The sequence below is a fragment of the Nostoc sp. 'Lobaria pulmonaria (5183) cyanobiont' genome (assembly GCF_002949795.1).
Taxonomy (GTDB): domain Bacteria; phylum Cyanobacteriota; class Cyanobacteriia; order Cyanobacteriales; family Nostocaceae; genus Nostoc.
Window position 1 is genome coordinate 3,226,970 of sequence record NZ_CP026692.1, and the last position, 19,853, is coordinate 3,246,822.

Genomic DNA, 19,853 nt, shown 5'->3' on the forward strand with positions numbered 1-19,853 from the left:
CGTCAGTGATGGAAGTAATCTATCAGTATGCCTGGCTGATTCCGGTGTTCCCTCTTTTTGGGGCGATGCTGGTCGGTCTAGGGTTAATCTCGTTGAATCAGGTGACAAACCGCCTACGGCAGCTTAACGCTGTGGTGATTATCTCCATGATGGCAGCAGCTATGGGGCTGTCGTTTGCCTTGTTATGGAGTCAAATTCAAGGACACGCGCCTTATCTGTGCACCTTTGAGTGGGCGGCAGCAGGTAATTTTCACCTGAGCATGGGCTACACTATTGACCACCTGACAGCCCTAATGCTGGTGATTGTCACAACGGTAGCCTGTTTAGTCATGGTTTACACCGATGGCTATATGGCTCACGATCCCGGTTACGTGAGGTTTTACGCCTATCTCAGTTTGTTTGGCTCCTCAATGTTAGGTCTGGTGATCAGCCCCAACCTAGTACAGATTTATATCTTTTGGGAACTGGTCGGGATGTGTTCTTACTTGCTGGTCGGCTTTTGGTATGATCGCAAGTCAGCAGCCGATGCCGCGCAAAAAGCATTTGTTACCAACCGCGTGGGCGACTTTGGTCTATTACTCGGCATTCTGGGGCTGTTCTGGGCAACAGGAAGCTTTGATTTTAATATCATGGGCGATCGCCTCGCCCAACTCGTAGAATCAGGTTCTATCAGCAATTTTCTCGCTGTCCTGTTTGCGATTTTAGTTTTCTTAGGGCCAGTGGCGAAATCAGCCCAATTCCCCCTCCATGTCTGGCTACCAGACGCAATGGAAGGCCCCACCCCCATTTCTGCCTTGATTCACGCAGCAACGATGGTGGCGGCGGGTGTTTTCCTGATTGCCCGGATGTACCCAGTATTTGAAGACGTTCCAGCCGCAATGAATGTCATTGCCTTTACTGGGGCGTTTACGGCGTTTTTGGGGGCAACCATTGCCATTACCCAAAATGACATCAAGAAGGGCTTGGCTTACTCCACCATTTCCCAACTCGGTTACATGGTGATGGCAATGGGAATAGGTTCCTACAGTGCTGGATTATTCCACCTGATGACCCACGCCTATTTCAAGGCGATGCTGTTCTTGGGTTCAGGTTCAGTAATTCACGGTATGGAAGGTGTCGTTGGACACGACCCCGCCTTAGCGCAAGATATGCGGCTGATGGGCGGACTGCGGAAGTACATGCCGATCACGTCAATTACCTTTTTGATTGGTTGCTTGGCAATTTCTGGTATTCCACCCTTTGCTGGCTTCTGGTCAAAAGATGAAATTCTGGGGAAGGCTTTTGAGGCTAACCCATTTCTCTGGTTGATTGGCTGGCTAACTGCTGGGATTACTGCTTTCTATATGTTTAGGATGTATTTCTCGACATTTGAAGGCGAATTCCGGGGTAATGACGATAAAATCAAGCAAAAACTCAAGAAGGCTGCGGCGACAATTGTCCTGGAATTAGAGTCACAAGAACCAGTCCCGAATTTTGGGCCTGGGGCGATGAAGAAAGGAGAATTGGCGGCAACTGGTGAGCATCATGACTCTCATGACTCTCATGACTCCCACGGGCATCACAGCGACTCCCCCCATGAGTCGCCGTGGACGATGACACTGCCGTTGGCACTGTTGGCTGTGCCTTCGATTTTGATTGGTTTGGTGGGAACTCCCTACGCCAATTATTTTGAAGAGTTTATCTTTCCTCCTAGCGAAACTCTCTCCGAAGTTATAGAAAAGGCTTCCGAGTTCAATCCGACGGAATTCTACATCATGGCGGGTGCTTCAGTCGGAATTTCTTTGATTGCGATTACCTTAGCTTCGCTGATGTATTTGCGCCGTAAGATTGACCCGGCTGCGATCGCTGCTAAAATCAAACCACTTTACGAGTTATCTCTCAACAAGTGGTACTTTGATGACATTTACCATCGGGTTTTTGTCCTCGGCTTGCGTCGCCTAGCTAGACAAGTTATGGAAGTTGACTTCCGCGTTGTAGATGGTGCTGTTAACCTCACAGGCTTTTTCACCCTTGTCAGCGGTGAAGGTCTGAAGTACCTAGAAAACGGTCGCGCTCAATTCTATGCCTTGATTGTGTTTGGGGCGGTTTTGGGCTTAGTGATTGTTTTTGGTGTTACCTGATTTTAATAGGGGTGGACATTCGTCCACCCCTACATTATTTCTTGAATTTTGTGATACAGCCATTTTCAGGTAAGTGAACTACATCTTTTTTGTTTCACGCAGAGGCACAGAGTCGCACAGAGGAATTGAGACTTGGGTCTGAAAAGATGACAAGATTTTTTAATCCAAGCCATAAGAGTTTAGCCTTCTAGTTCAGCCCTGATTTTTTCAAGATGTTTAATGCTCTTCAAAGAATAAAATCGTTCAGAACATTTACAACAAACGTAAGCATATAATTTTAATGCGGCCTTTTTTTTGCCGCATGTAATGATTTCAGTAACTTCTTTTTCAACTATTAGCCCCGCACAAACGGGGCACTCATCGAAAGGCAGCACGGCTACCTCCTTCTTATATGGCTTTTATTCCAACGGCTTGCATCAGGGCTAAACAAGGAAATCAGCGTAGCCCAACCATTTCTCTCATTGTATGCCCAAACAGTGTTTAAACGCATACCAGTTTTAGTTCTTCCACAAACGATAAATCTTGGCGCACGATTTAAGTCTTGCTGTTCTTCCAATACTGATCCATTGAGGACGGAATAGAAAACATCTTCGGATACAAGACAGCGATGCATACTTTGAGTTACAGCATGGGCTGTAAAACTGAAGGTGTGGGTTTTGATCGCTGTGGAAATAAGCTTGTGTACCTGCTGGTTTCTGTTTCCCATTTTTTCCTCTTCATCCGTTGTTAACTTAGACACTAGAATCCCTTCTAGAAGGCATTTTTGTGAAAAACGGATAACAGAGTTGACTACATATGGGTAAATCTAGTAGTTGTTATTTTTGGTACGAGTCAAATGTAACAGCTATACCTACAAAAAGTCAATATCTTACTCAAAGAAATTTGGTATCATCTCTTTCATACAATTTCCCCAACGAATTCTACTCTGATATCACTGTTTTTTGCTCGAACTTTAAAAACGGTTAAGTCCATGCCAGAGATTTGATCGTCGATAAAGTTTCCAGACTGTAGCTAATCAATAATGGGTTGAATGTCAATTGGAATTTGGCGATCGCGATAAAGAGGTAAAATATAATAATCTTTTTGCGCCGTAACCCACCCGACAAATTAATAGAATCCCAACATTTAGCAAAATAATAAATTTTTCACTAAATATAATTTAAAAAATAATTCATGTATTGTCAAAATCTAGTTTTCTCCCGTCATGCTATCCAACAAATGTTTTATCGTCGCATCAGTCAAAAAGAAGTAAAAACTGCGATTTCTTATGGAGAAGTAATAGAAGAAAATCATGATGATACACCCTACCCCAGTTATCTAATATTGGATTTTATAGAAGGTAAACCGATTCATGTTGTATTTTCCTACGATGAAGCTACAGATACAGGATATGTAGTAACAGCTTATATTCCTGATGCTAATATTTGGTTAGATGGTTTTAAAACTAGGAAACAAAGATGATGAAATGTGTAATTTGTCAGCATGGAGAAACTAAACCAGGTTTAGTAACTGTGACATTAGAAAGAGATGAATGTATTATTGTTCTAAAAAAAGTTCCAGCAGAAATTTGTGATAACTGCGGTGAATATTATTTAAGTGATGCAGTTACCGAACAGGTTTTAAAAAAAGCAGAGTTAGCTATTAATAATGGAGCAGAATTAGAGATTATTAGATATGCAGCTTAGAGGATGTTTTAAAAGTCAAAACTAGTCAAAAATCATGCCAATCGTCTGACCATGATACGAATCATCGCAATATAGATAAATGTCTCCGAGGTTTGGGGTAGTCTTTCATAATCTTTACTTAAACGCCGACACCAATTCAGCCAGCCAAAAGTACGCTCAACAACCCAACGCTTCGGTAGATGCACAAAACCTTTTTTCTCCAATGGTCGAAGCACAATTTCCACATTAGCCGTAAACATATCCATCACCCAACGCATAAATTCTTCGCCTCGGTATCCTCCGTCCATCCAAATGATGTTCAGCCGTTTTACGTAATTACCAGTATCATGAACTCGTTGAAGAACTTTTTTCGCGCCTTCACGTTCTGGAAAACTGGCAGAGGTGACCAAGACCCTCAAAACTAGCCCTAACAGATCCACACTCAGATGTCGTTTGCGTCCATGTATTTTTTTCCCAGCATCATAGCCGACATCAATGGAAATCATTGTTGCGGTTTCTACTGATTGACTATCAACGGCTGCTTCTGATGGACTCTTGTCACGCCCTGCGTCTACTCTCACCCACTGGTAGAGTTAGTCGTGAACTTTCAACCATGTACCATCTTTACTCCATCTCCAAAAATAACCATAAACCGTTGACCACGGGGGGAAATCTGCTGGTAAGCCTCGCCATGTACACCCTTCACACAGAATATAGAGAATTGCATTCACGATCGCAAATAATCCTAATTTTCGGGGACGACCGCCTGGTTTTGCTTCTGGGAAAATATCTGCTATCAATTCCCACTGTTCCCAGGTCAGATTGCTACGGTATGCTTTAGTCATTCGCTCACAGGGTGCTGGTTTCTACAAAATTCAGCATACGCCTTGTGAGCTTTCTTACACTAGCCCCCCACTTTTAAAACATCCTCTTAGTGTTCTTATTGGCGTTTTTGCTTTAGCAATAGGTTTGATTACGCGATCGCACCCCTAAACTATAATTTTATCGGCTTTTCTAGGCTAAATTTTTGACTTGACTGGGAGTATTCCAACCCACATTCCGCACCCTCAACTGTCAAAAGATACTCCCAACAGCAGAAACGGAGGATTGCCAATTTAATTAAATCAACCTAACGAGGAAGACGAAATCCCTAAAAAGCTGTTACTTAATAACTAGTGACTTTTTGCCAAACATGATTTTGATAGCAGACGAATTGTGATGAATACAGCTAATTTTCCGTGGCTGACGACGATTATTCTGTTTCCGATAGCGGCGTCGCTACTTCTTCCCATCATCCCTGACAAAGAAGGCAAAACAGTGCGCTGGTACTCCCTGATCGTGGGGCTGATAGATTTTGCACTAATTGTTTACGCTTTTTATACTGGGTATGATTTTTCCAATCCAGATTTGCAGTTAGTGGAGAGTTACCCCTGGGTACCACAATTGGGTTTGAATTGGTCAGTAGGGGCAGATGGCTTGTCCATGCCCCTAATTATTTTGACTGGATTCATTACCACGCTGGCGATTTTAGCAGCTTGGCCTGTCACCTTCAAGCCCAAGCTATTTTACTTCTTGATTTTGGCGATGTATGGCGGTCAGATTGCCGTGTTCGCTGTCCAGGATATGCTGCTATTTTTCCTGGTGTGGGAACTGGAACTGGTGCCGATATACTTTCTGCTGTCGATTTGGGGAGGCAAAAGGCGGCAATATGCAGCGACCAAATTTATTTTATACACCGCTGGCGGGTCGCTGTTTATTTTACTCTCTGCCCTGACAATGGGATTTTACGGCGATACGGTGACGTTTGACATGCGATCGCTCGCCTTAAAAGATTTCGCCCTGAATTTCCAACTTGCCCTCTATGCGGGCTTCTTGATTGCTTACGCTGTCAAGTTGCCGATTATTCCCTTGCATACTTGGCTACCTGATGCCCACGGTGAAGCTACAGCCCCCGTACACATGTTATTAGCAGGTATTCTCCTGAAAATGGGCGGTTACGCCTTGATTCGGATGAATGCCCAAATGCTCCCCGACGCCCACGCTTTCTTTGCGCCAGTATTTGTAGTTTTGGGGGTAGTTAATATCATCTACGCTGCCTTAACATCCTTTGCCCAGCGTAACCTGAAGCGAAAAATTGCCTACTCCTCAATTTCTCACATGGGTTTTGTGATGATTGGTATCGCCTCCTTCACCGATTTGGGATTGAGTGGGGCAGTATTACAAATGGTTTCCCACGGGTTAATTGGGGCGAGTTTGTTCTTCCTTGTAGGGGCAACTTATGACCGGACACACACCCTGATGTTGGATGAAATGGGCGGTGTTGCTAAGAAAATGCCGAAGATTTTCGCTATGTTCACCACCTGTTCAATGGCTTCTTTGGCATTGCCAGGTATGAGCGGTTTCGTGGCAGAATTAATGGTATTTGTGGGCTTTGCTACTAGCGATGCTTATAGCTCTACCTTCAAAGTTATCGTGGTGTTCTTGATGGCAGTGGGAGTGATTTTAACTCCGATTTATCTGCTGTCGATGCTGCGAGAAATTTTCTACGGTAAAGAGAACGAGGAATTAGTTTCTCACCAAGCTTTGATAGATGCCGAACCCCGTGAAGTATTTATCATTGCCTGTTTGTTAATTCCAATTATTGGTATTGGTTTCTATCCAAAATTGCTGACTCAGATGTACGACGCTACAACTGTACAATTGACGGCAAGATTGCGTGATTCCGTGCCGACATTAGCACAGCAAAAAGAAGAAACGCTAAAGGTTTCTTTGAGTGCGCCCCAAATAGCTAATTAAGTTGCGAGTTTAAATATTGATTACTTTGAGGGCGGGTTTTGTACCTGCCCTTTTTATTACTCACTCGTAATTTTTGATTCAATACGCTTGGGTTAAGGCTAAAACTCTTTATCAAAGTCAACTTTTTTAACGAACCGCAGAGGCGCAGAGAAGCCAGTGCGCCCTTGCGGTTCCCCGACTTGAAGCAACTGGCGCGAAACACACAGAAGAAAAAAATTGATTTTTGATTCGGGAAAGTAAAAAATAAATCATCGACCTGAGTTCAAAAATTTTGTATTGGTACATGATGAGATGCAATACGCTTGGCTTTGTGAAAAATTGTAGGTTGGGTTGCGCTTTGCTTGGAGAAAATAAGCTTATATAATTTCTTTGCAAAGGCTATCAAAATGAGCGCGATCGCACATCAATAGATTACATACAATCTATCTAGAATCAGATTTGGCAAAACCGCTCATGTTAAACTACGATCCACTGCATTGTTTGCCATCTTCCGAAGAACTACCCGACTCAGATGATACTGCTGTGGATAATGAACTCCAAAATTTAATTCCCGGCTTGCTAAAAACGATACTAGCTTTGGTTTGGTGCGATCGCTGGGATTGGTTTTTTGGTGTTGATATGGGTATTTATTATCACCCAGACAAACCAGCCATTGTCCCTGATGGGTTTCTCAGCTTAGAAGTTAAACGCTTCATTGATGAGGATTTACGCCTAAGTTATGTGCTGTGGGAAGAAAAGCAACTGCCAATTTTAGCGATAGAAGTTGTTTCCCAAATATATCGAGAAGAATATAATATCAAGAAAGAATTTTATGCCAAAGAATTAGGAATTTTGTACTACGTTGTGTATAGTCCCCTTCGGCGTAAAAAGTCGCCTTTGGAAGTGTATCGTCTAGTTGATAGGGAATATATCTTAATGTCAGGAAATCCCGTTTGGCTACCAGAAATTGGTTTAGGAATTGGGCGAGAACGGGGAATTTATCAAGGTATAGTGCGGGAGTGGCTATACTGGTATGACGAGGAAGGGCAAAAATTGCTGACACCAGAAGAACGCATTAGGGAAGCGGAAGAACGCACAGCTTTTGAAGAACAGCGACGGGTGGAAGCAGAGCAAAAAGTGAAAATGTTAATTGAAAGGTTGAATGCGCTTGGTGTTGATCCAGAAACTTTGTCATAGATTCACTAAATTTTGTAATTTTCGCTGCCTTGATGTTAATTAGCTTCCTGGTTAGGGAATTATATTTATAAAGCAACTAATAGCTTTACGGTACAAATCGTAACGGCTGGTTACTCAATAAATATATTTACCAAAACCTTCATCAAAAATATGGAAGTAAAATTAGGATTTGGAGCAGTCCCAAGACCTCAATATGTTTTTGTCAGCAGAGAACCTGATCACTGTTGGTATATGCTCGCTGAAGATGAAAAACGCATCCCAATTTATGAAAGAGCTTTGACTGGGGTAATTACAGGAATAGAAATTAATAAAAAGGTTGAAAATACATTCGGGGAAGTTATCAGAACAGATTTAAATATTTTGGCAGATAAACCTTATATTATCCGCTCAGGAAGCGATACCTATTTTTGTAAAGGCTTATTGCTGTCTTTAGATATTCTTACTTTTGAACAACTGCGTCATCCACTTACTATTACCGTTAGTCCTGGAGATAAAAAAGTAGTATTCTGTAATATTTACGATCCAGCCACTTATCGCTCTATAGGTGTTAGTTGGGACGGATATAGGGAAATTGACTGGCAAGCTTTAGGGCAGAAAGTAAGTTTAAAAATTAATAAAATCCACAATTTTAATCAAGATAAAAATCAATCTCAACCAGAAATAAGTGACAATATAAAAACAGTTGAACCCCGTGATGTTTTTATAACTCAAACTGACACATATTTAACCCAATTAAATTGGACTCCAGAGCAGGGAAGGGATTATTTGCAGCAGAAATATGGCAAGCGATCGCGTCTACAACTTACTGATACAGAAATTCTGGACTTTATTGATTACCTAAAGCTACAACTAACCTAAATTTCTAAATTTATTTAGCTCTGCTGTTGTGTGGGCTTTGGATAATTGCGTAGGCGTAGCCCGTCGTAGACATCGCTTTACCTGATGCAATAGAACAACTGCGGCAAGGAGAAGCAATTGTAGAAATCAGCAGCAGTTCATGAGTAAATTGCTCAACTCATAATCTCCACAAGATAGCGACTAATATTCTAGTGTCAAGCCAAGTGCGATCGCTTTTCCATTGCATTGAGGTGTTAGCCTCCCAAAGGTGCGATCGCACAAGTAGTGTAATTACTAAAAATACATAAATTTCTATGAAGCAGATGATGTATCTGATGATGGTTTAGAATCATTTAACTCAGCCAGAGCTATCTTGACACACGCACAAACACCTTTCCAATCAAGTTCTGACAAGTGACCAATCAAAACCAAATTAGCAGAGGGTGGTAAGGTGACGATAAAACTTCTGAAAACAGATGCAACCCGCAAACCTGCTGCTGCCCAATCCTGAAGTGCATAGTCAGTAATTCCAAGGGCAGTTGTTTGAGTAGTAATGAGTCCAATGATTACATCAGGACGGATTGTATGATAAGTGGCTGATGACAGAACTATAGCAGGACGACGCTTAATACCAGTAACACCGGGAAAATCAACTGTGACTACATCACCGGGATGGAACGTCACTAAACTGTCTCCTCACTTTCAGGCAAAATTGAAGCTGCGTACTGTAACGAAAACGATGCTAAATCAAGCTGATCTTGCTCAGTCCAAGCATCACTTTGATCGATGATCGACAAGTTTTGCTCGACTAGCTCATTTAGAATCAGGGTTGCCAAGCGTAGCCGCTCAGTTGGTGACAAGTTACAAACAACTTGGCTATATATCTCATGGGCGTTATTGGACATAAAAACCCTCCTGTGTCTTATCCTAACAGTTGTGATGCCTGCGCCAAGCTGTTAAAAAGCTTCTATGCACAAGTAGTGTAGTTGCTGAAGATACATAAATTGTTGGGTTTCTACTTCAAGTCAATTTACAGTGATAATGCGATCGCTTGTCCATTGCATTGAGGTGTTAGCTTCCCTGTGATCGCATTCAAAACGAAAAGAATTGACAGCTGTGTTCATTGCAGTCTCAAATTTATACCTTCTGAATGTTCATTAGTTAGTATTTCCGGGAAACTTAAGTATAAGGTGATGCCTTATTTTTATGGCGAACCCGTAGACAAGTACTGACCAAATATTAATCACAATCAGGAGTATTCATGATTCCACTTATCTTAGGTGCTGCTGCTTTAGCTACTGGAGCCTTCGGAGCAGTAAAAGGTGCTGAAGGGATTGGCAATATGAATCAGGCAAAGGAAATTGGTGAACAGGCTCAACAAAAATACGAAAGTAGCTTGCAAAACTTAAAAGCAGCTTGGGAAATTACTAACCAGTCGGCAGAAGTTTATGGTCAAATGCAGCTTCGTATCAAGCAGGGTACAATTTCAAACTTTATAGCTTTTATTGAGAGAATTGGTCAGCGAGCTTCCCAAAACAATCTGTATATTCTAACTGGATTAGACATTTCCACTCAGCAAGTTCAGGAGTACAAAACAGAAGTTATCAAAGCTGAACAGTGGGTGAAAGGTGGTGTGTCAGCAGCTGTTGCAGCCTCAGCAGCAGGTTCTAGTGCAGTTACCTTAGCAAGGAGTGTAGGTACTGTTACTGTTTCTAAGTTCTTTGGATTGTGGGCTGGTGAAGTCGCTATCTCACAAATTGGTGGTGCTGCGGCTTGGACTGGAGCCATAACTTGGTTAGGTGGTGGTACTAGTATGGCAGTTGGTGGTGCTGTATTGGGAGGTATTACACTAGGCCCCGCGTTGATGGTTGGGGGTTTTCAACTTGCTGGTAAGGGTGAGGAAGCTTTGACTAAAGCGCGAGAGTATGAAGCTAGGGTAAATATAGAAATTGCCAATATTGAAGCAGCTCAAGATTTTCTATTACAGGTTAAACAGCGAACAGTGGAACTGGCTAATTTAGTGTGTAATTTAAACAACCGTGCTAAATCTGCACTTCAAGAGCTTGAAGCCCAACCTTTTAATCGCGATCGCGATGCTAGGAAGTTTCAAGAAGTAGCACTTCTGGTGAAAGCGCTTGCAGAAATTATGAAAACTCCTGTTTTAGACAATGAAGGGTATCTGAATCCTGCCTGCACGACTATCCAAGCAAAGTATCGTACTCTGGGAGGATAATTAAGCATGTCAGTACATAAAATAGCTGCTTTTGCACTCGCAAACCTAAATCCTGCTGAATGCTTACAGCAAATGGTTTCAGCTTATACTGAATATAAAATGATTGCCGAACAGGAAAAGACAAAGAGACGAGGGATTGAAGCTTGGGAAAAAGAAACAATCACCAAGATTAACGCCCAGCGAGAGTTGCTGATAGCGTATCTAGATCGCTCTTTTGATGAACGTGCAGAAAACTTTCGCGCTTTGTTTGCTGTCGTTGATAATGCGATCGCATCCGGCAATAATGAACAACTAGCCCTTACCTTAAACTCAATCACAGAAATTGCTAAATCAAGCCCTTTCAAAGACCTTGCAAACTTAGCTTCTGTTCGCGCTGCGCTAGATGATCCAGACCACGAATGGACATTTTAATTTTATAAAAGTGCGATCGCTCTGCCACAAGTTTCTAAAAAAGCCTGACAACGCAGGCTTTTTTCATATAGTGTGAGGCTTACAGGCGTTATTATTTCATAGCGCTCGCCACTACCCACACAGTCACAAATAAAGTTATCAAATATCGCTTGCTTCCGGTAGCCAGTCTTCATCCAACACTAACTCTACAGAATATGGGCACTCTTTTGGAAACACGGATAAAAGTATCCCTGTTTGCTTGGCTGCTTGGCGACGTGCCCTTTGATAGCTTTCCTCAAGCTGCTCTGTAGGATAGTTCTTAAGACTAGGACTATCTTCTATCGCTAACTCAATTTGGGTGCGAGAATCAGTAATCGAATCGAGCCAACTATCTGAGCGACGTTGGGGTTGATATTGCCACTTGAGCAAATGCAATAGTAAGCGAGTTAGTTGACTGGCAATACCCCGTCGTTCACTTTTGCCCAAGCCTTCAACCTCTTCAATCAGATGTTCTACATCAACTTCCTGCCAGCGATGCGATCGCAATAGTTGGGCTGTCTGTTCAATCCACAAGTTAAAATCTGCTTTATAAGTTGCGTTCATAGCCGTTCTCGATCAGCCCCATAGCTTAGGCAAGCTAAAATATCTTCTTGTGTCAAATAAGGAAAGTCATCAAACACTTCCTCGTAGGTCATCCCAGAGGCAAGATAAGATAAAACATCGTATACAGTAATTCGCATTCCTCGAATACAAGGCTTACCACCTCGTTTTCCTGGTTCGATTGTAATAATGTTTTGGTACTGCACAGCTATTCAAACCTTAAAAATCTTCATCATCAACAAAAAATTCAGCATCGTCTTCCAATCTAGAATTACCCTGTCCAATACCAGCAAGTCCCCACAGGGGTTGCAGCAGTGCCATGCCAATTAACCCGACAACCGCACTAAAAGCTAGCACTAAACCCATTGGTATCTGAATCGATTGGAATGTTAAAAATTTTAACGATACGGGTGTGGCATTTTGAACTGAAATAATTGCGATCGCCCTTTCACCTCATTTTCCGATGCGCTCAAGTTCCTCTCGCAATACTCGCCGTAATGTCTCTTCTAACGGTTCACGGCGCTGCTGAATGTACTCACGCAAGGCATCGTTAATCAAAGTTTGGTAATTTCCCCCACCTGCTGCGTGAACTTGGTCACGAAACCATGCTAGTACTTCATCATCTAGGCGAATTGTAATTCGAGTTTTGCCTGCTGGTGTTGATTCAATCGCTCCCCGCTTGCCCTGGCTAAAATCATACTCAGCTTCCATAACTTATCCCTTTTCATACTGCTTTTGTTCATAGCGCGTAGCTTGGCGGGCAGAAATCAATCGAATCTGATCATTGCGCCATGTATACACAACTACTAAAACTCGACTGAAAGCATCTATCCCAATAGTGATAAATCTCTCTTCATCAAAACGTTCATCTGTGATGGTAATTGCTAAATCGTCAGAAAACACGGTTACTGCATCAGTAAAGTCAACGCCATGCTTGCGAAGATTAGCTGCTGCCTTATCCCTATCCCACTGATACGCCATCTAAATCTATTATATGCACAAATGTGCATACTACCAGATGAAGATTACTTAACTGGTGTAATTTTATGTGTTTTTTTTCAAACCTTAAAAATCTTCATCATCAATAAAAAATTCGGCATCATCTTCCAATCTAGAATTACCCTGTCCAATACCAGCAAGTCCCCACAGAGGTTGCAGCACTGCCATGCCAATTAAACCGACAACGGCACTAAAAGCTAGCACTAAACCCATTGGTATCTGAATCGATTGGAATGTTAAGAATTTTAACGATACGGGTGTGGCATTTTGGACTGAAATAATTGCGATCGCAATTACCCAAACCGCTACAACTAGAGATGTCAAAAAAGGAGCGATTTTCATACTTTGATTGAAGTGAGGAGTTAAGAGTAAAAAGTTAGGAGTTATATTTTGCTCGAAATTAGAAATCAGGAGTTAAGAATTGTAAATTTACAATTCTTAACTCCTAATTCATAATTATTAACTCTGACAGATTAAACTGCTACTGCCTCTAGTTTAGCAATGGCACTCTCTAACTCTTGGGCGATTTGGGTGAGTTTTTCGGGAGTGTTGGTTTCTAGGTAGACGCGTACCAGTGGTTCTGTACCGGAAGGACGCAGTAAAATCCAGCTACCTTCTTCTAAATAGAGCTTAATACCGTCTTTACGCCCCACTTCCTTGACTTTAATTCCTGCTACCTCTGTAGGTGGATTTTTAGTAAAGGAGTCGATGACGGCGGTTTTGTGCGCCTCTGTGAGGTGCAAGTCTAGGCGGTTATTGTAAAGTGGGCCATCGGCTTCAGCGATCGCTTCTTTGACAAGTTGACTTAGCGGTTTGCCTTCATAAGCGATCGCTTCTGCCACCAGCATATCGGCTAATACCCCGTCTTTTTCGGGAATATGCCCGATAATACTCAAACCACCTGATTCCTCTCCACCGATTAGCACGGCAGTTTCGCGCATTTTTTCGCCGATGTATTTAAAACCAACTGCTGTTTCGTAAATTTGCAGCCCATTTTTAGCAGCAAAATTATCCAGCAGGTGGGTTGTAGCGACAGTGCGGACTATCGCGCCAGTCTTACCTTTGTTTTTGATTAAATGACGTGCTAGAAGTAGCAGCACAGTATTCGGAGTAAGGACGTTTCCTTGTTCATCAACGATACCAAAGCGATCGCTATCTCCATCCGTTGCCAAGCCCAAATCAGCTTGATCTCGAACTACTGCTTCCACTAACTCAACTAACTGTTCTCCTTTGGGTTCTGGCATTCCACCCCCAAATAAAACATCTCTCCAATCATGGAAACTTTCTAATTGAACGCCACTATGTTGCAAAACTTCATCTAAATAGCCGCGAGAGGTAGAATACAAAGCATCGTACTTTACCTTTAAATTAGCGCTTTTGATCTTTTCTACATCAAGTAGGGTGTAGATAAATTGCAGGTAATCTGGTTTCGGATCGAAAATTGAAATTGAACCTGATGGATTGCTCCCAGGCAACTCATCCGATGCACCTTCTATATTTGCCACAATAGTATCAGTAATCTCTGGAGTGGCAGGACCAGCATAATCGGGTATATATTTAATTCCACAGTAGGGTGCTGGATTATGGCTAGCAGTAAACATTAACGCCCCGGCGGAATTTAGGTGACGGGCGTTGTAGGCAATTACTGGTGTGGGGCAATCCCGATCGGTAATTTTCACAGTCCAACCTAAGTCTGCTAGTACTTGGGCCGCTGTTTGGGCAAACTGGTCAGCTAAAAAGCGAGTATCGTAGGCAACAAGTACTGGTCTATCTTTTGTGTAGGCTGTTTCTAAGTAAGTGGCGATTGCCCTTGTTACTTTTCTCACATTGGGAAAAGTAAAGTCATCGGCAATAATCCCTCGCCATCCATCGGTACCAAATTTTATCTTGCTAGACATTTTTGCCACTTGCTCCGGTACATTATCAGTACTATAAAAGCTTCCCGCAAAGCGTGTGTAGCAGCAAGTATCCTCCGAAGTTCTTTTCTAAGCAAGCCTTAGCTTAAACTTCTCCCCATCGTATTTTCTCTCACTGTTTCTGAGCAATGTCAACCCCCGATCGACCTTTTGCCAGTTATCACCTTTGGTCTCTAGTTGCCCCAGCGACTGGGCAAGAACGCTGGCATTGCCAGATGAGACGGGGGTTTATCAAAGCACGGCAACACGAACCACAAGTCAAAGCGCTTTTAGGGCAAGCCACCGCGCCCCAGCGGATTGGCATATTAGCTCAAAAAGGCATTTATGAGTTTCATCATCACAGGTATCTGTTGAAGCAAGCAGATGGTGTAGAAAGAGTTGCCCAGCTACTTAAATTAGGCAACTCAAGCGTTCAAGTCCAGCAACGTGTACTGCAAATTTTGCACAAATATCACGATGCGCCGTTGCTTTTGGATAAAGATATTATCCAATTAACTCCGGGTGATGAAGGCTTTCCTAAACCGATAGTAGTTGAACAAGAAGATTATTGCTTTCGCTTATATGCGGCTATGGACTGCGTTTTTATTGAGTCTGATAGCACTTTACATATTTTAGATTTCAAAACTGGTAAGTCCGCTTTTGACAAACGACAAGCATTAGTTTATTTGCTAGCTGCTCGTTATCTTTACCCGGAACGGCAAGCTGTTGCATCATTTTATAATTTAGAAATATGTAAAAGATCTGAGTTAATTAGTATCAATAATAATGAATTAGAATCATTAAAATTTGAGTTAGCGAATGTTGCCCACAAGCACCAGCACGATTTGCAAAAATATCAGGAAGAAACTAGTAATTTCAGTAAAGTTTTTCCTCCCAATCCTGGCTCTCACTGCCGCTTTTGCCCATTTAACTCAATCTGTGACTTTGCCGATTTTAAGCAGCATCAATCATATCCATTGCCAAGTTTAAGAGTTAATAGCTAATAGGGAAAGTGAGAAAGAATTTACAATGTTCGCTTTTAGTAGACATCGCATTCCAAGTAAACACCTGAAAATATTGTCTGACAAGTATTTATAATCAGGAATTTCAATGTGTCTGATTTACGTCTTTCTCTTCTTAAATCTCTAAGAAACATCTGCTAAATCCTCGTATTTTTACTGCTTAAAGTTAGAAGGCTATCCAGTTCATACGGTTGTAGTGGATTTTTTAGCACGTTTTGGGGGTTTACGGGTAATATATCCTCACCCCCGTGTTTTTCAAACCACTGATGAGTTCTGTATTAATCCGATGGTTGCTGCTGCCCATATCTGTCTAGAAAGGGTGAGGGAAGACTATGATGAGCGCTTAGGTGCGCCGCTTTGCGTCATCGGTGAAGCTTTCGACTATCACATGACTCTAATGATGGATTCAAACGGTAAAGTATACGCAGGCTACGACGACACATTAATTCGTGTAGGGGACTCTGGAATTGATGCCATTGAAGCTATTTGTAGCGGAAGGCATAAGGCAGAAGTACAGTAATGCCAAAACTTAAACGAGAAAAAGCATCGATAAAAATAGTTCCCCGCAAGATGCTGCGCCTACTCCTTGAACAAGCGCAGCACACAGCAACTGACAACTGACTTTGGGGGATCTCCCTCCGCATTAGATGAAGGCAACATATAGGATTTAGAAATCCATACAGTAACAATTACTTATGGCAGTATTTTCAGCAGAAACAAGAGCATTGCTACAACAGGCAAGATGGAGCGAAGACCGTTGTGTGAATACAAGCGAATACGAGAAAAGCTTGCAGTCAGAAGGGTATCCTATTCATGCAGTTGTAGTGGATTTTCTAAGGCAGTTTGGGGGCTTACGAGTGGTACACCCACATCATCGCCTTAGAGAAGAAAAGGACGAATTTTACATTAATCCAACGGTTACTGCTTCACATATCTATCCTGAAAGGGTTGAAGATTACAGTGAGCGGGTAGGTGCTCCGCTTTGCATAATCGGCGAGGCTTTCAGCTATCATATGACTTTAGTGATGGCTCAAGATGGTAAAGTATACGCAGGCTACGATGACACATTGATTCATGTAGGGAACTCTGGAATTGATGCCATTGAAGCCCTTTGCAGCGGAAGGGATATGCCAGAAGTACCTTGACACAAAGCCTAGTTTTGGTTCAGAGGAAGCGGATAGTGGCAGAAGCAAAGTATCGCAGCTATAGCTTTGCAATAGAGATATCCTTTGGGGCTAAATTAATATGCCAGACGATTACCATTTACTTAAACTTGGTGGTTTGACATCGCTAATTACAAGTGTAAATGTGTCTCTATGGGGAAACGAAGTATCAGTTGAATGTGTGTACGATCCTACCGAGGATCGCTTGCCTTATGTGCTAGTTTTTCAGGAGTGTCATGACATAAGGTGGAGTGTGCATGACTCAGAGGAAGTACATGAACTAGAAGCTGATCTCATCGGCTTTTCTATCGGTGCAGAATCCCATAAGAAAGCTGCTGTAATTACCACAGACATCTTTGAACTATCTATAATTTACGGCAGTTTTGTTCTTCAAAAAAATCGGTAATAAGCAGAGAGTAGTAAGGTGTGTTATGCCGTAGCCTAACATACCCAACTCGCTAAATTCAATTGGAGTAATCAATATGAGGAATCTATCTAGACTTCTCCAAGAGATTAAAGATAACCCAGTCATATACATAGATAAGCCATCAATTACTTGCCTTGATTTCTTTGTCGGGGGGTATTTAAGTCAACTAAGTAACTTAGGATTAACTCCCGAAGGCTACCCGATGGAAGGATTTAATGAATGGATGCAAGAAAGAGCAAAAACTAATATAACTCAATCTTGGCTTGAGATAATTCTGTTTCTTTCTAGTAGTGAAAAAGATGCTTTCTATATGTTTTTTGAACTTTTTAAAAAGTTCAAAAAGCAGAAAAATAATTCAAAAACTCAAGAAAGTGAAGATGTTTTAAGGCTTCGTCAGGATTTGATGTTTCCTCGGTTTGATATTTACAAGGAGATTCTAGGTGCTATAAAGAAAAGACCAGGAATGTATCTAGGAACTAGTTCAATTACTAGACTAGATATGCTTTTGCGAGGATACAGTTTTGCTCGAAGAGAAGTTGGCGTACCTCCAACTGAGCCAGAAAGGGAATTTGAGGGGTTTCAATCATGGATTGAAGAAAAATATGGAATTAACTCAGGTCAGTCATGGGCTAAGATAATCCTTTTCTATTCTGTAGATGAGCATGAGGCACTACAGAAATTTTTTGAATTGTTTGAAGAATACTTGAATAGGAATAAGAGTTTAGGAGTAGAGGAAAATTGTGGTTAAGCAGAGAGTTTTAAGGTGCGTTAGCCTACGGCATAACACACCCTACTCACTTTCTCGTAGTCTTTCTCGAATTCAAAAGTCCGGTAATTCTTTAAGAATTGTGAACCGAATATGATTAATCGCCAAATCACCGATGGGGATATCTTGTTTAGTTAGCCGCGCACCTTGACTTGTCACGGTTTCAAAGGTGATGCCTTTGCCAATTTCAATGTGATACCAGCATAAGCCCATAAAAAAGCGCGTCGGATAAGGGCCACCTTCAGCTACATCGTCAGGATTTGATTCCATTGGCAACCAGCCAAAATTCGGGACGTAAAATTCTAACCAAACATGATTAAAGTCGGGTTGTAGCGGTACTCCTACTAAGTCACTATGGGGAGGACATTTGTACCTGCCTACGGTGCGGCAGGGAATGCCATTTAAACGGGATAGAGCAAGTAAAACACCGACATATTCGCCACAGGAACCAACGCCCCGCTCTAAAACTGTATCTGGTGGATCAATGTAAGGTTTAATACCGTAGGACAACTGATCATAGACGTAGTTGCGGATGCTGTGCATTTTCCGCAGCACATTGGTTTCAGAACCAATCGCTTCTCTGGCGGAACGGCGAACAATGGTACTATCCATTGCTAAATCGTCGTCATCCACTAGGTAGCGTGTTTGTAATTCTGGGGACAGTTCCGGTATATTTTCCACATCTCTAGGTGTGATGCGGTACTTAATCCCTCGAACTTCCAAAAGTGCTTTCCAGCCAAATATATGCCGTTCTCCTGGTGCAAGAGAATCAAATTTAAAGACTGCTACACGTTGCCCCTCTATCACTTCTTCGGTAAAAGGTATACCAATAGGTTCAACGTGTTTCACCTTTTGACGCTCAGTTTCCGATGGTAGGGCGATGCGCCATTCGACATCAGGTAAATAAACCTCGTCTAGAGGTGCAATTTCCTCTGCATAAGACATTTCAATCAGATAGCCGTTAGAGAGGGCGTAACGCTTATCTGGCTGGTAATGATAATACAGAGGATGAATAAAAGTGCGATCGCGGAATGTTAGCTCATGACTCGGATCGGCATTGGGGTTATCCCGAATATAAGGCTCCTCTGAGGCGTAGGCGACGTAAATACTTTCTTTGCCTGTTTCCTCATTTTTATGTATTGCTATGCCTGTGGGACATTCAAAGGGTGTCAGGACGCTGAATTGCAGCTCTCCCGTGGCTCTATCCATCGCGTAAACTGATTGTTCGGTGCGATCGCAAATCCAGAGCATTTCTTGGTTGACTGCCAAATTCTCTATCCCAACTCCAGGGGCATAAAATCTGGTAATCTCTTTTCGCGTTTCGCGGTCAAAAACCAGAATGTAGCCCAGCCTTTGACAACTGACATAAACTGTTGTTTCCCAAACAGCAACACCATCAGCTGCATAAGGCAATGTTACAAAATGTTCCAGATCCAAAGCATTGAGCTTGCACAAATAAACACTATTTTCTCGGCTTACCCACAGGGTATCATCCCACACCGCTAGACCCGTGACATCGGTAAATTCTTCAACTTGATGGGGATTGAGAATTTTGCTGTTGTCAGAGGTGGGATCGATCTCCAGTAGATGTCCTTTAATACTGTCAATGGCAATCAATCTATCTTTAATGAAAGTAATGCCACACAGGGCAGCAGCAGTAAGCGGTCGAATTGTTCTTTGCCCAAACATTTGGCTAACGGTCAAAGTGGGGAGTGCAAAACTCATAAAACCTTGTGGTAAGTGTAAAAAACCCTCACCTTTAGGT

General features: G+C 42.2%; 25 protein-coding genes and 2 pseudogenes. 13 read left to right on the top strand and 14 right to left on the bottom strand.

Annotation, left to right across the window (positions count from 1 at the left end):
- Positions 1-8 precede the first annotated feature (8 nt).
- Positions 9-2,120 (top strand): NAD(P)H-quinone oxidoreductase subunit 5, encoded by a 2,112-nt coding sequence (locus NLP_RS14035; protein WP_104906923.1) that lies wholly within the window; start codon positions 9-11, stop codon positions 2,118-2,120.
- Between the two features lie 179 nt (positions 2,121-2,299).
- Here NLP_RS14035 and NLP_RS36075 read toward each other — a convergent pair whose 3' ends face one another.
- Positions 2,300-2,494 (bottom strand): YgiT-type zinc finger protein, encoded by a 195-nt coding sequence (locus NLP_RS36075; RefSeq protein WP_104906924.1) that lies wholly within the window; start codon positions 2,492-2,494, stop codon positions 2,300-2,302.
- Between the two features lie 2 nt (positions 2,495-2,496).
- On the bottom strand, positions 2,497-2,859 hold the full coding sequence (locus tag NLP_RS14045) for a DUF4258 domain-containing protein (protein ID WP_234017318.1): 363 nt from the start codon (positions 2,857-2,859) through the stop codon (positions 2,497-2,499).
- A gap of 434 nt (positions 2,860-3,293) precedes the next feature.
- Between NLP_RS14045 and NLP_RS14050 the strand changes: the two genes are divergently transcribed.
- Together NLP_RS14050 and NLP_RS14055 are read left to right on the top strand one after the other, a co-directional pair.
- Positions 3,294-3,581, top strand: a complete 288-nt coding sequence (locus tag NLP_RS14050) for a DUF4258 domain-containing protein (RefSeq protein ID WP_104906926.1) — start codon at positions 3,294-3,296, stop codon at positions 3,579-3,581.
- Positions 3,578-3,805 (top strand): type II toxin-antitoxin system MqsA family antitoxin, encoded by a 228-nt coding sequence (locus tag NLP_RS14055; RefSeq protein WP_234017320.1) that lies wholly within the window; start codon positions 3,578-3,580, stop codon positions 3,803-3,805. The genes NLP_RS14050 and NLP_RS14055 overlap by 4 nt, the downstream gene beginning before the upstream one ends.
- A gap of 32 nt (positions 3,806-3,837) precedes the next feature.
- Here NLP_RS14055 and NLP_RS14060 read toward each other — a convergent pair.
- Positions 3,838-4,629, bottom strand: a pseudogene (locus tag NLP_RS14060) (IS5 family transposase).
- A 373-nt stretch (positions 4,630-5,002) separates the two neighbouring features.
- On the opposite strand from NLP_RS14060, the gene NLP_RS14065 reads away from it, so the two are divergent.
- From NLP_RS14065 to NLP_RS14075, 3 genes are all read left to right on the top strand, one after another.
- Positions 5,003-6,580, top strand: a complete 1,578-nt coding sequence (locus NLP_RS14065; protein ID WP_104906928.1) for an NAD(P)H-quinone oxidoreductase subunit 4 — start codon at positions 5,003-5,005, stop codon at positions 6,578-6,580.
- Positions 6,581-7,033: 453 nt separating this feature from the next.
- A complete protein-coding gene (locus NLP_RS14070) occupies positions 7,034-7,756 on the top strand; it encodes a Uma2 family endonuclease (RefSeq protein WP_104906929.1) in 723 nt (240 codons plus the stop codon).
- Positions 7,757-7,906: 150 nt separating this feature from the next.
- Complete coding sequence (locus tag NLP_RS14075; protein ID WP_104906930.1) at positions 7,907-8,614, top strand: hypothetical protein; 708 nt, start codon at positions 7,907-7,909, stop codon at positions 8,612-8,614.
- A 291-nt stretch (positions 8,615-8,905) separates the two neighbouring features.
- Here the strand turns inward: NLP_RS14075 and NLP_RS14080 are convergent, their stop codons facing one another.
- Together NLP_RS14080 and NLP_RS14085 are read right to left on the bottom strand one after the other, a co-directional pair.
- Entirely contained in the window at positions 8,906-9,277 is a 372-nt protein-coding gene (locus tag NLP_RS14080) for a type II toxin-antitoxin system PemK/MazF family toxin (RefSeq protein ID WP_104906931.1), read from the bottom strand.
- Entirely contained in the window at positions 9,277-9,498 is a 222-nt protein-coding gene (locus NLP_RS14085) for a hypothetical protein (protein ID WP_104906932.1), read from the bottom strand. The genes NLP_RS14080 and NLP_RS14085 overlap by 1 nt, the downstream gene beginning before the upstream one ends.
- A 356-nt stretch (positions 9,499-9,854) precedes the next feature.
- Between NLP_RS14085 and NLP_RS14090 the strand changes: the two genes are divergently transcribed.
- Both NLP_RS14090 and NLP_RS14095 read left to right on the top strand, forming a co-directional pair.
- A complete protein-coding gene (locus NLP_RS14090; RefSeq protein ID WP_104906933.1) occupies positions 9,855-10,826 on the top strand; it encodes a hypothetical protein in 972 nt (323 codons plus the stop codon).
- Positions 10,827-10,832: 6 nt separating this feature from the next.
- Positions 10,833-11,237 (top strand): hypothetical protein, encoded by a 405-nt coding sequence (locus tag NLP_RS14095; RefSeq protein ID WP_104906934.1) that lies wholly within the window; start codon positions 10,833-10,835, stop codon positions 11,235-11,237.
- A 2-nt stretch (positions 11,238-11,239) separates the two neighbouring features.
- On the opposite strand, the gene NLP_RS33145 is transcribed toward NLP_RS14095, so the two are convergent.
- The 8 genes from NLP_RS33145 to NLP_RS14130 all read right to left on the bottom strand — a co-directional run bounded on the left by NLP_RS33145 (position 11,240) and on the right by NLP_RS14130 (position 14,713).
- Positions 11,240-11,410, bottom strand: coding sequence for a hypothetical protein (locus tag NLP_RS33145; protein ID WP_158680375.1), 171 nt, complete (start codon positions 11,408-11,410; stop codon positions 11,240-11,242).
- A complete protein-coding gene (locus tag NLP_RS14100) occupies positions 11,376-11,819 on the bottom strand; it encodes a DUF29 domain-containing protein (protein WP_104906935.1) in 444 nt (147 codons plus the stop codon). The genes NLP_RS33145 and NLP_RS14100 overlap by 35 nt, the downstream gene beginning before the upstream one ends.
- Entirely contained in the window at positions 11,816-12,022 is a 207-nt protein-coding gene (locus tag NLP_RS14105) for a DUF433 domain-containing protein (RefSeq protein ID WP_104906936.1), read from the bottom strand. Before NLP_RS14105 ends, NLP_RS14100 begins: the two co-directional genes overlap by 4 nt.
- Before the next feature lie 13 nt (positions 12,023-12,035).
- A complete protein-coding gene (locus NLP_RS14110) occupies positions 12,036-12,257 on the bottom strand; it encodes a LapA family protein (RefSeq protein WP_104906937.1) in 222 nt (73 codons plus the stop codon).
- 12 nt (positions 12,258-12,269) lie between these two features.
- Positions 12,270-12,527 carry a BrnA antitoxin family protein gene (locus NLP_RS14115; protein ID WP_104906938.1) on the bottom strand — a complete coding sequence of 86 codons (258 nt, stop codon included), beginning with the start codon at positions 12,525-12,527 and terminating at the stop codon, positions 12,270-12,272.
- Between the two features lie 3 nt (positions 12,528-12,530).
- Positions 12,531-12,797, bottom strand: coding sequence for a BrnT family toxin (locus NLP_RS14120; protein WP_104906939.1), 267 nt, complete (start codon positions 12,795-12,797; stop codon positions 12,531-12,533).
- An 84-nt stretch (positions 12,798-12,881) separates the two neighbouring features.
- Positions 12,882-13,157, bottom strand: coding sequence for a LapA family protein (locus tag NLP_RS14125; RefSeq protein ID WP_104906940.1), 276 nt, complete (start codon positions 13,155-13,157; stop codon positions 12,882-12,884).
- 131 nt (positions 13,158-13,288) lie between these two features.
- Positions 13,289-14,713 carry a phosphoglucomutase/phosphomannomutase family protein gene (locus NLP_RS14130; protein ID WP_104906941.1) on the bottom strand — a complete coding sequence of 475 codons (1,425 nt, stop codon included), beginning with the start codon at positions 14,711-14,713 and terminating at the stop codon, positions 13,289-13,291.
- A 146-nt stretch (positions 14,714-14,859) separates the two neighbouring features.
- On the opposite strand from NLP_RS14130, the gene NLP_RS14135 reads away from it, so the two are divergent.
- The 5 genes and pseudogenes from NLP_RS14135 to NLP_RS14155 all read left to right on the top strand — a co-directional run bounded on the left by NLP_RS14135 (position 14,860) and on the right by NLP_RS14155 (position 18,070).
- Positions 14,860-15,714: a PD-(D/E)XK nuclease family protein gene (locus tag NLP_RS14135; protein ID WP_104906942.1), complete on the top strand. Its 855-nt coding sequence runs from the start codon at positions 14,860-14,862 to the stop codon at positions 15,712-15,714.
- Between the two features lie 199 nt (positions 15,715-15,913).
- A pseudogene (locus NLP_RS14140) lies at positions 15,914-16,252 on the top strand (SUKH-3 domain-containing protein); the annotation flags it as partial.
- Positions 16,253-16,427: 175 nt separating this feature from the next.
- A complete protein-coding gene (locus tag NLP_RS14145; RefSeq protein ID WP_104906944.1) occupies positions 16,428-16,877 on the top strand; it encodes an SUKH-3 domain-containing protein in 450 nt (149 codons plus the stop codon).
- A 100-nt stretch (positions 16,878-16,977) separates the two neighbouring features.
- Positions 16,978-17,301: a hypothetical protein gene (locus tag NLP_RS14150; protein ID WP_104906945.1), complete on the top strand. Its 324-nt coding sequence runs from the start codon at positions 16,978-16,980 to the stop codon at positions 17,299-17,301.
- Positions 17,302-17,377: 76 nt separating this feature from the next.
- The gene (locus NLP_RS14155) at positions 17,378-18,070 is read left to right on the top strand and encodes a hypothetical protein (protein ID WP_104906946.1); all 693 of its coding nucleotides are present in this window, start codon (positions 17,378-17,380) and stop codon (positions 18,068-18,070) included.
- A 72-nt stretch (positions 18,071-18,142) separates the two neighbouring features.
- Here NLP_RS14155 and NLP_RS14160 read toward each other — a convergent pair whose 3' ends face one another.
- Complete coding sequence (locus NLP_RS14160) at positions 18,143-19,813, bottom strand: transglutaminase-like domain-containing protein (protein WP_104909875.1); 1,671 nt, start codon at positions 19,811-19,813, stop codon at positions 18,143-18,145.
- Positions 19,814-19,853: the final 40 nt, after the last annotated feature.

What these genes read in the sequence shown, in the direction of transcription:
- NLP_RS14035 (WP_104906923.1), top strand. Translation starts at nt 9, where the DNA reads ATGGAAGTAATCTATCAGTATGCCTGGCTGATTCCGGTGTTCCCTCTT.
- NLP_RS14050 (WP_104906926.1), top strand. Translation starts at nt 3,294, where the DNA reads ATGTATTGTCAAAATCTAGTTTTCTCCCGTCATGCTATCCAACAAATG.
- NLP_RS14055 (WP_234017320.1), top strand. Translation starts at nt 3,578, where the DNA reads ATGATGAAATGTGTAATTTGTCAGCATGGAGAAACTAAACCAGGTTTA.
- NLP_RS14065 (WP_104906928.1), top strand. Translation starts at nt 5,003, where the DNA reads ATGAATACAGCTAATTTTCCGTGGCTGACGACGATTATTCTGTTTCCG.
- NLP_RS14070 (WP_104906929.1), top strand. Translation starts at nt 7,034, where the DNA reads ATGTTAAACTACGATCCACTGCATTGTTTGCCATCTTCCGAAGAACTA.
- NLP_RS14075 (WP_104906930.1), top strand. Translation starts at nt 7,907, where the DNA reads ATGGAAGTAAAATTAGGATTTGGAGCAGTCCCAAGACCTCAATATGTT.
- NLP_RS14085 (WP_104906932.1), bottom strand. Translation starts at nt 9,498, where the DNA reads ATGTCCAATAACGCCCATGAGATATATAGCCAAGTTGTTTGTAACTTG.
- NLP_RS14090 (WP_104906933.1), top strand. Translation starts at nt 9,855, where the DNA reads ATGATTCCACTTATCTTAGGTGCTGCTGCTTTAGCTACTGGAGCCTTC.
- NLP_RS14095 (WP_104906934.1), top strand. Translation starts at nt 10,833, where the DNA reads ATGTCAGTACATAAAATAGCTGCTTTTGCACTCGCAAACCTAAATCCT.
- NLP_RS33145 (WP_158680375.1), bottom strand. Translation starts at nt 11,410, where the DNA reads ATGAAGACTGGCTACCGGAAGCAAGCGATATTTGATAACTTTATTTGT.
- NLP_RS14100 (WP_104906935.1), bottom strand. Translation starts at nt 11,819, where the DNA reads ATGAACGCAACTTATAAAGCAGATTTTAACTTGTGGATTGAACAGACA.
- NLP_RS14115 (WP_104906938.1), bottom strand. Translation starts at nt 12,527, where the DNA reads ATGGAAGCTGAGTATGATTTTAGCCAGGGCAAGCGGGGAGCGATTGAA.
- NLP_RS14120 (WP_104906939.1), bottom strand. Translation starts at nt 12,797, where the DNA reads ATGGCGTATCAGTGGGATAGGGATAAGGCAGCAGCTAATCTTCGCAAG.
- NLP_RS14125 (WP_104906940.1), bottom strand. Translation starts at nt 13,157, where the DNA reads ATGAAAATCGCTCCTTTTTTGACATCTCTAGTTGTAGCGGTTTGGGTA.
- NLP_RS14130 (WP_104906941.1), bottom strand. Translation starts at nt 14,713, where the DNA reads ATGTCTAGCAAGATAAAATTTGGTACCGATGGATGGCGAGGGATTATT.
- NLP_RS14135 (WP_104906942.1), top strand. Translation starts at nt 14,860, where the DNA reads ATGTCAACCCCCGATCGACCTTTTGCCAGTTATCACCTTTGGTCTCTA.
- NLP_RS14145 (WP_104906944.1), top strand. Translation starts at nt 16,428, where the DNA reads ATGGCAGTATTTTCAGCAGAAACAAGAGCATTGCTACAACAGGCAAGA.
- NLP_RS14150 (WP_104906945.1), top strand. Translation starts at nt 16,978, where the DNA reads ATGCCAGACGATTACCATTTACTTAAACTTGGTGGTTTGACATCGCTA.
- NLP_RS14155 (WP_104906946.1), top strand. Translation starts at nt 17,378, where the DNA reads ATGAGGAATCTATCTAGACTTCTCCAAGAGATTAAAGATAACCCAGTC.
- NLP_RS14160 (WP_104909875.1), bottom strand. Translation starts at nt 19,813, where the DNA reads ATGAGTTTTGCACTCCCCACTTTGACCGTTAGCCAAATGTTTGGGCAA.